7 protein-coding genes are annotated in these 6,286 nt (G+C 43.7%); 5 read left to right on the top strand and 2 right to left on the bottom strand.

Features of this window, described 5'->3' with window-relative positions; translation table 11 throughout:
* Nucleotides 1-180 precede the first annotated feature (180 nt).
* The 4 genes from AC14M5_RS11605 to AC14M5_RS11590 all read left to right on the top strand — a co-directional run bounded on the left by AC14M5_RS11605 (nt 181) and on the right by AC14M5_RS11590 (nt 4,550).
* Nucleotides 181-831, top strand: a complete 651-nt coding sequence (locus AC14M5_RS11605; RefSeq protein ID WP_484029832.1) for a sulfotransferase — start codon at nt 181-183, stop codon at nt 829-831.
* Between the two features lie 27 nt (nt 832-858).
* Nucleotides 859-2,355, top strand: coding sequence for a glycosyltransferase family 2 protein (locus tag AC14M5_RS11600; protein WP_484029831.1), 1,497 nt, complete (start codon nt 859-861; stop codon nt 2,353-2,355).
* Nucleotides 2,356-2,722: 367 nt separating this feature from the next.
* Nucleotides 2,723-3,913 carry an ABC transporter ATP-binding protein gene (locus tag AC14M5_RS11595; protein ID WP_484029830.1) on the top strand — a complete coding sequence of 397 codons (1,191 nt, stop codon included), beginning with the start codon at nt 2,723-2,725 and terminating at the stop codon, nt 3,911-3,913.
* Between the two features lie 28 nt (nt 3,914-3,941).
* Nucleotides 3,942-4,550, top strand: coding sequence for an acyltransferase (locus AC14M5_RS11590; RefSeq protein WP_484029829.1), 609 nt, complete (start codon nt 3,942-3,944; stop codon nt 4,548-4,550).
* A 207-nt stretch (nt 4,551-4,757) separates the two neighbouring features.
* Here the strand turns inward: AC14M5_RS11590 and AC14M5_RS11585 are convergent, their stop codons facing one another.
* Together AC14M5_RS11585 and AC14M5_RS11580 are read right to left on the bottom strand one after the other, a co-directional pair.
* Nucleotides 4,758-4,958 carry a hypothetical protein gene (locus tag AC14M5_RS11585; protein ID WP_484029828.1) on the bottom strand — a complete coding sequence of 67 codons (201 nt, stop codon included), beginning with the start codon at nt 4,956-4,958 and terminating at the stop codon, nt 4,758-4,760.
* A gap of 12 nt (nt 4,959-4,970) precedes the next feature.
* Nucleotides 4,971-5,609, bottom strand: coding sequence for a transposase (locus AC14M5_RS11580; RefSeq protein ID WP_484029827.1), 639 nt, complete (start codon nt 5,607-5,609; stop codon nt 4,971-4,973).
* Between the two features lie 63 nt (nt 5,610-5,672).
* On the opposite strand from AC14M5_RS11580, the gene AC14M5_RS11575 reads away from it, so the two are divergent.
* On the top strand, nt 5,673-5,798 hold the full coding sequence (locus tag AC14M5_RS11575; RefSeq protein WP_484029826.1) for a PglD-related sugar-binding protein: 126 nt from the start codon (nt 5,673-5,675) through the stop codon (nt 5,796-5,798).
* Nucleotides 5,799-6,286: the final 488 nt, after the last annotated feature.

The raw sequence follows: 6,286 nt of genomic DNA, 5'->3' as shown, positions 1-6,286 counted from the left end.
CTCCGGATCGGCGTGCCGTAAGTTCTAAAACCCAAGACTCTATAAAATGTCACCCGCCTTGTGGTTTTTCCACAAGGCGGGTCACTTGACATTGAGGAAACCAGATGGCAAAATAACTGTAAGATGTCAAATAAATTGATTAATGAAAAGTTGAACCCGCTAGGATCGTTTGTTAGTCGGATGATGGGTAGAAAGCAGGGTGTCACAATCCGCAAGCCTAAGGTGTTTTGTATCGGGCAAAACAAAACAGGGACAACAACCATGGAGAGTGTACTGCATGATTTTGGTTATAGAGTTGGCGACCAGGCTGAAGCTGAGCTCTTGATACACGATTGGGCACGGCGCGATTTTACAAGAATAATAAAATATTGCGAATCGGCCGACGCTTTCCAGGATATTCCTTTCAGTCTTGATTATACATATCAAATTCTGGACCAGGTATTTCCAGAATCAAAGTTTATTCTAACTGTTAGAAGCAGCGCCGACGAATGGTACACTTCGCTGGTCGGATTTCACGCGAAATTAATGGGCACCAGTGATGTACCGATCGCCGCGGATCTGAAAAACTTTCCATACCGCTATCTAGGATGGCTATGGGATGCCATGCAGTGCATTTATAACATTAACGAAAATACATTGTACGACCCGGAGATCTTTAAAGCGCATTATGAATTTCATAATAAGAAGGTTTTGGATTATTTCAGATTCCGCCCCCGCGATTTGCTTGTGTTAAATTTATCGGATGATTCAACCATGCGGCTTCTATGCAATTTCCTGGAGATTCCATATACCGGACAAGCAATGCCTCATTTGAACAGGTCAAGGGATTGAATTTTTCAGTTACGTGGAATGATACCAATGCAAACCTTTCGCCGATTTTTGGCCCGGTCCGTTAACTGGCTGAATAGAATTACCGCCCATCAACTGCTTGAAGTGAACAACATAGGAACACCACAGAAAGACCCTGACTTTTCATTGGATATTTATAGAATGGCATTCGTTCTTGCTGGGCGGATGGCGTGCGACTATGTTATTTTTATTAGGCTCGATGAAGAGGCGGCAACCCTGCTTCACCTAGAAGTTGAATTAGATGTCGCAGCCAGTGGCGATTCGGGGCATATTCAAATTGACCCACAATTCCCCCGACTACTATGGGATATGAGGTATCAACCACCGCCCGAATTACCTGTAGGCATATTAGAAAGATCTGTGATTGTATGCGATCGCGTTATAGAGCGACTACCGTCTCCGGAAATACTTCTCTCGGCCCTGAAAAAATGGCAAAGGCATGCCAGTTGTATCTTGGTTGCGACCATAGATCGTAATCAGGCCAGTAGTTCCCTAACCACCTTGCCGGCATCCTTCCCTGCAATGGGGAAGTGGAATTTGATGGAATTCAAAAACTTGCTTATCCAATTTGACCTGACTCCCGATCAGGTCGGTTTTATCAGCAACGAAATTCACCAGACTAGAAACTCTGTCTTGGCGCTTATTTGGCGCGAGGAAATGAGCAAAAACTCTTTTGATGTCCCAGAAGGCTTCCGAGTCCTGGCAATTATGGCGACTTATAACGACGAGGATATTATTATTCCAATACTGTCAAAGCTTGTTCAAAGCGGTGTCCAAGTCCATGTCATGGATGGCTGGTCAACCGACCGCACGTGGGAACGCTTGATTTTATTCAAGAATGAGAATTCGGGCATGTTGGTTGGGTTGGAACGATTTCCGGATTCACCTTCTGAACAGAATTTTTGGGCGGAAGTATTGCAGCGAAAAGCAGAGATTGCAGCCGAGGCGCATGCAGACTGGTATATTCATGTCGATTCGGATGAAATCCGCCTATCTCCCTGGCCAGAACTTTCCCTGCGGGATGCAATTTACCGGGTAGACCAGGAAGGTTACAATGCCATCGATTTCACCCTAATAAATTTCTTCCCGATAAATGAAGAAGAATACCCAGACCAGGCTGATCCGGAGACTTATTTCAGGTATTTTTCCTTTGGACGACAGCCACAAATTTACCCCCAGATAAAGGCCTGGAAATCCCAACCCCGGCCTGTAGACCTAGTAACAAGCGGGGGGCATAGCGTTCAGTTCGAAGGGCGTAAGATATATCCATATAAATTTCTTATGAAACATTATCGAGTTCTCTCCCAGACTCATGGCGAAAGAAAGATATTTCTAACCCGGCTGCCGCGTACCCAAAAAATGCGGGAAATGGGGTGGGGTATACACTATGAAAGCTTTAAACAGGGAGATCGCTTTTATCGGGACCCTACTACTTTAAGTTATTTTGACGAAGATTTTTTTGTAAACTACCTTGGCGAGAGACTCATGGGATTGGGATTGGATTAGAGACTTTTGGTTTATGACAATGTAAAATCTGAATATTAACAGTTATCCTCTTTATTTTCGACCCCGATGTACCGGCTAATGAAATAATTGTCATGTATTAAGGTGAACAATCAAGCGAGCGGGTAGCAATGATTGAAATCTTATGGGTTTGTCTGATATTTACTGTGACATACTTAAGAAAGCGTAATTAACAATTTGAGCATCTTGTCTTCTTGTTATAATAGAATTCCTTCGCTAATGTTCAGGATAGTAATTTGAGATAACTCATTAGAATAATATGTGAATTGCATAATTCAATTTGTGTTTGGATGGTGTTATTTATGGCGAGTGGTTTGTATATGGTGTTTGTTACTTCGGAGGATTAAGTATGCCAAGAAAGAAAATTGTAGTGATTGGCTCAGGTAAATCCACATTATTACAACTAATCTGCGGCACACTCACTCCAACTAGTGGCTCTGTTTTGACTAATGGCCGCCTTGCCGCGCTTCTGGAACTTGGCTCTGGTTTCAATCCGGAGTTTACAGAGCGGGAGAATGTGTATCTCAACGGCTCCATCCTGGGACTTTCCAAAGATGAGATGGATAACCGTTTCGATGATATCGCCGCCTTTGCCAATATCGGCGAGTTCATCGAGCAACCGGTCAAAATGTACTCGAGCGGCATGTATGTGCGCCTGGCATTTGCCGTCAATATCATGTCCCAGCCTGAGATTATGGTTGTTGATGAAGCGCTTTCGGTCGGCGATATGAAGTTTCAGGCAAAATGTATGACTGCCCTTACACGAAGACAGGAAGCAGGTACAACCATACTTTTTGTAAGCCATGACATAGGGACAATCAAGAGTTTATGCTCGCGCGGCATCTATCTTGAGCATGGAGAATTGAAAAATATAGGAACTGCCGCCGATATTGCAGAGCGCTATCTCCGCATAATGCGCGAAGAGATGAACGATGAACAACGCAATTACCTGGCTCCTCCTGTAAATTCTGTTGAACAGGAAAATTCTTCAATGGTTCCCAAACCCAAAGCGGGGAGGAATCTCAAGGCATCTGAAGAGTTTAACCGCAGGGTATCCCAATTCCGCTATGGAACAGGGGAGGTGCGTGTTACCTATGCCGAATTGCTCGACATGAACAATGAGCCGATCTCCATGGTTGAATTCAATCAAAGCGTCAAAATCCGTATCCATTTTGAGGCATTTGCTAAAAAGCGGTTATCGGCCAACTTTAATGTGACCGACGACAAGAAAAATAATATTAGCGGATCCAATTTCATGCTGGTTGGTCAGCCATTGCTGGATGTTCATCACGGGGATCGTTACCAGGTGGATTACGCCCTTCGCCTCCCTTTGGCGGAAGGAGAATATTCCATACAAGTCGCTTTGACAGAGCCTGTAATTCATGACCAAACCGCTAACTTTGTCGATGTCATATCTGACGCGGTTGTTTTTTCTGTTTCAAGATGGGGGCAATCCAGAGTCTGGTCAAAGGTATATCTGTTTCCTTCGGTGGAAATAAAGGCAAGTACTCAAGAGCAATTTCAGCGCGATGTTGGTTGACTAATAGATATAACATGATGATAATATTATGACCAATCAAGCTTACAAACTGGACTTCGCTAAAATCGGCGATGATGTTACTATTTGGCCTGATACGAAAATTTTATTTCCTGAGGTTATTACTATTGGAGACTCAGTAATAATTGATGATTTTGTTTTTATCATGGGAGGAAAAAAAACAACAATAGGCAGTTTTGTCCATATTGCATCTTTTGTCTCCATAACGGGTGGAGGCGAATTGGAAATAGGTGATTTTGCCGGAATTTCCAGCGGGTGCAGGGTGTTTACTGGTGATGATGATTATTTGGGCGGAAGCCTGACCGGTCCGACAATTCCCCCTCCGTATCGGTCGCCGCTTAGGTCTTACATCAAGATAAGAAAACATGCCATCATTGGAGCCAATACTGTCATTTTACCTGGAGTAACAATAGGGGAGGGAGCCGCTGTTGGCGCAAATTCATTGGTAAAATCTGACCTTCAACCTTGGACGATTTATGTAGGCACTCCAGTTAGGGCTATTCGAACACGTCCAGCAGAGCGCATTCTCGAGTTGGAAGCACGCTTGCGCGCTGAATTTTATGACCAAAATAACCAATACATTCCTAAAGAAAAACACAATAATTCCACCGCAAATTAATTTTCTCAAGACCTTTAATTGAGTTTACGCAAAGTTGTCATGGCAAGGCCAATGTGAGCCATTATAATTTGTCGATATTGGATATTACGCCCAAAAATATGCAACTATTTCGACCTTTGACCCAGATTTACTTGTACGAATCTTTACAATATTTTCAGGTAAACAAGGAACTGTATTCAAAATGCTCTGTTGCAAAGATAATGAGAACTAGCGATGGATGTTGTAGACCAAGGCCTTGATGATCGGCTCGCGGTTTTGAAGCTGCGTCTTGCGAGAACGGATGGTATCGCCAAACTTGCGTTTGATCACCGAATTCACAGTTTCAGTCTTCCAACGTTGTCCGAAAAGCCCATCCAGACGCGCCGTTGCAACCAAATCGGCTCTGGCCTTTCGATCAGGGTTTACCAACTTTCCATGCCGTTAGATTGGCGGAATAATGTCCAGCGAACTCAAGTTCTTGGCATCAAAGCCTGCATCCGCCAACATCAGCCAAGTACGTTGTTTGGTTTCACTATGAGTGCCAAAACGAGCGCAGCCGCGTTTCAAGGCGTTCAAATGAGCCGTGTCATTACTCGGTCCATATCCAGATTGCCAAGCCAGAATGTATTGGCTTTCTGTTCCAACCGCATACGCGCCTTTGATCCAGTGTTCATAAGTGCGTCCACTGCGCGTTTGATAATACAGGCTGGTTTGACCGGGTGAAAAGCCCGTGCTATCGGAAGCAATGACACTCTCTTCGATATTTTCTTCCTCGAGTAGCTGGTTCTTCATATTCTCGAAGTCCAGTTTTCGCAGTTTACGGTAGGTGCGCTGAAGTGTGGTATGGTCTGGAATGCGTGGCAAGGCAAGTGCTTGACACACTTTGTCGGTTGCCAGGAGCCACTCTTCCATATCACGGTAACTCTTGTTGAGGTAGAACATCAGCAGAACACAGGCTGCCAGTTGCGGCAATTCAAAATGATGCGGACTCTTGGCGCGTGAATACTTCGGCAACGCCTGTTTAGTCAGGCGATAGGCAATCTTGGCGACTTTCACGTAGCGGCTCTCTCGTTGGTTCATGCGCCTACTCTATCATGTCAGACTGATGTTTGCAACAGAGCATTTTCAAAAGGATAATAGAACATGGAAAATATATTATTGTTTGGAGGAGGACTCCAGGCAAATGTTTGTATTGATATTGTTGAAAAAGAAGGTAAGTATAAGATCGTAGGGATAGTTGATTCGAAGGCGGTAGTTGGGTCGCAGTGATATGGTTATGAAGTTGTTGGGCGGCAAGAGAATATTGGCCAATTAATAAAGGCATATAGTGTCGATGCAGGCTTAATAACGATAGGAGATAACTATTCCCGGAAATTTGTAAGAGATTTCATTATATCCATAGTGCCTGAATTTAGTTTTATTAATGCAATTCATCCTACTTGCACTATTGGGAGGAATGTAAAACTTGGGAAAGGTATTTTAATGATGGCAGGTGTGATTGTTAATCCTGATTGTGTAATGGAAGAATTTTCACACTTATCGTGCGGGTCTATTACTGGAGGTAAAGTTAGATTGGGAAAATATTCCGCAATAACACTTGGAGTAACAATTGTTGATAGAATAACTATCGGAGAGAATACTGTTATGGATTCGGGGTCCGTTGTCTTGAAGGATTTACCTGACAATGTGCTTGCTTACGGCAGGCCAGCCAGAATAATTCGGTCGCGCGAACCTGGTGAAAGATTTCTTAAATCATT

The sequence above is a fragment of the Candidatus Villigracilis sp. genome (assembly GCF_057083605.1).
The sequence above is the reverse complement of the archived record's forward strand: the minus strand, read 5'-3'. Positions and strand labels throughout refer to the sequence as shown.

What these genes read in the sequence shown, in the direction of transcription:
- AC14M5_RS11595 (WP_484029830.1), top strand. Translation starts at nt 2,723, where the DNA reads ATGCCAAGAAAGAAAATTGTAGTGATTGGCTCAGGTAAATCCACATTA.
- AC14M5_RS11600 (WP_484029831.1), top strand. Translation starts at nt 859, where the DNA reads ATGCAAACCTTTCGCCGATTTTTGGCCCGGTCCGTTAACTGGCTGAAT.
- AC14M5_RS11590 (WP_484029829.1), top strand. Translation starts at nt 3,942, where the DNA reads ATGACCAATCAAGCTTACAAACTGGACTTCGCTAAAATCGGCGATGAT.
- AC14M5_RS11580 (WP_484029827.1), bottom strand. Translation starts at nt 5,609, where the DNA reads ATGAACCAACGAGAGAGCCGCTACGTGAAAGTCGCCAAGATTGCCTAT.
- AC14M5_RS11575 (WP_484029826.1), top strand. Translation starts at nt 5,673, where the DNA reads ATGGAAAATATATTATTGTTTGGAGGAGGACTCCAGGCAAATGTTTGT.
- AC14M5_RS11605 (WP_484029832.1), top strand. Translation starts at nt 181, where the DNA reads ATGATGGGTAGAAAGCAGGGTGTCACAATCCGCAAGCCTAAGGTGTTT.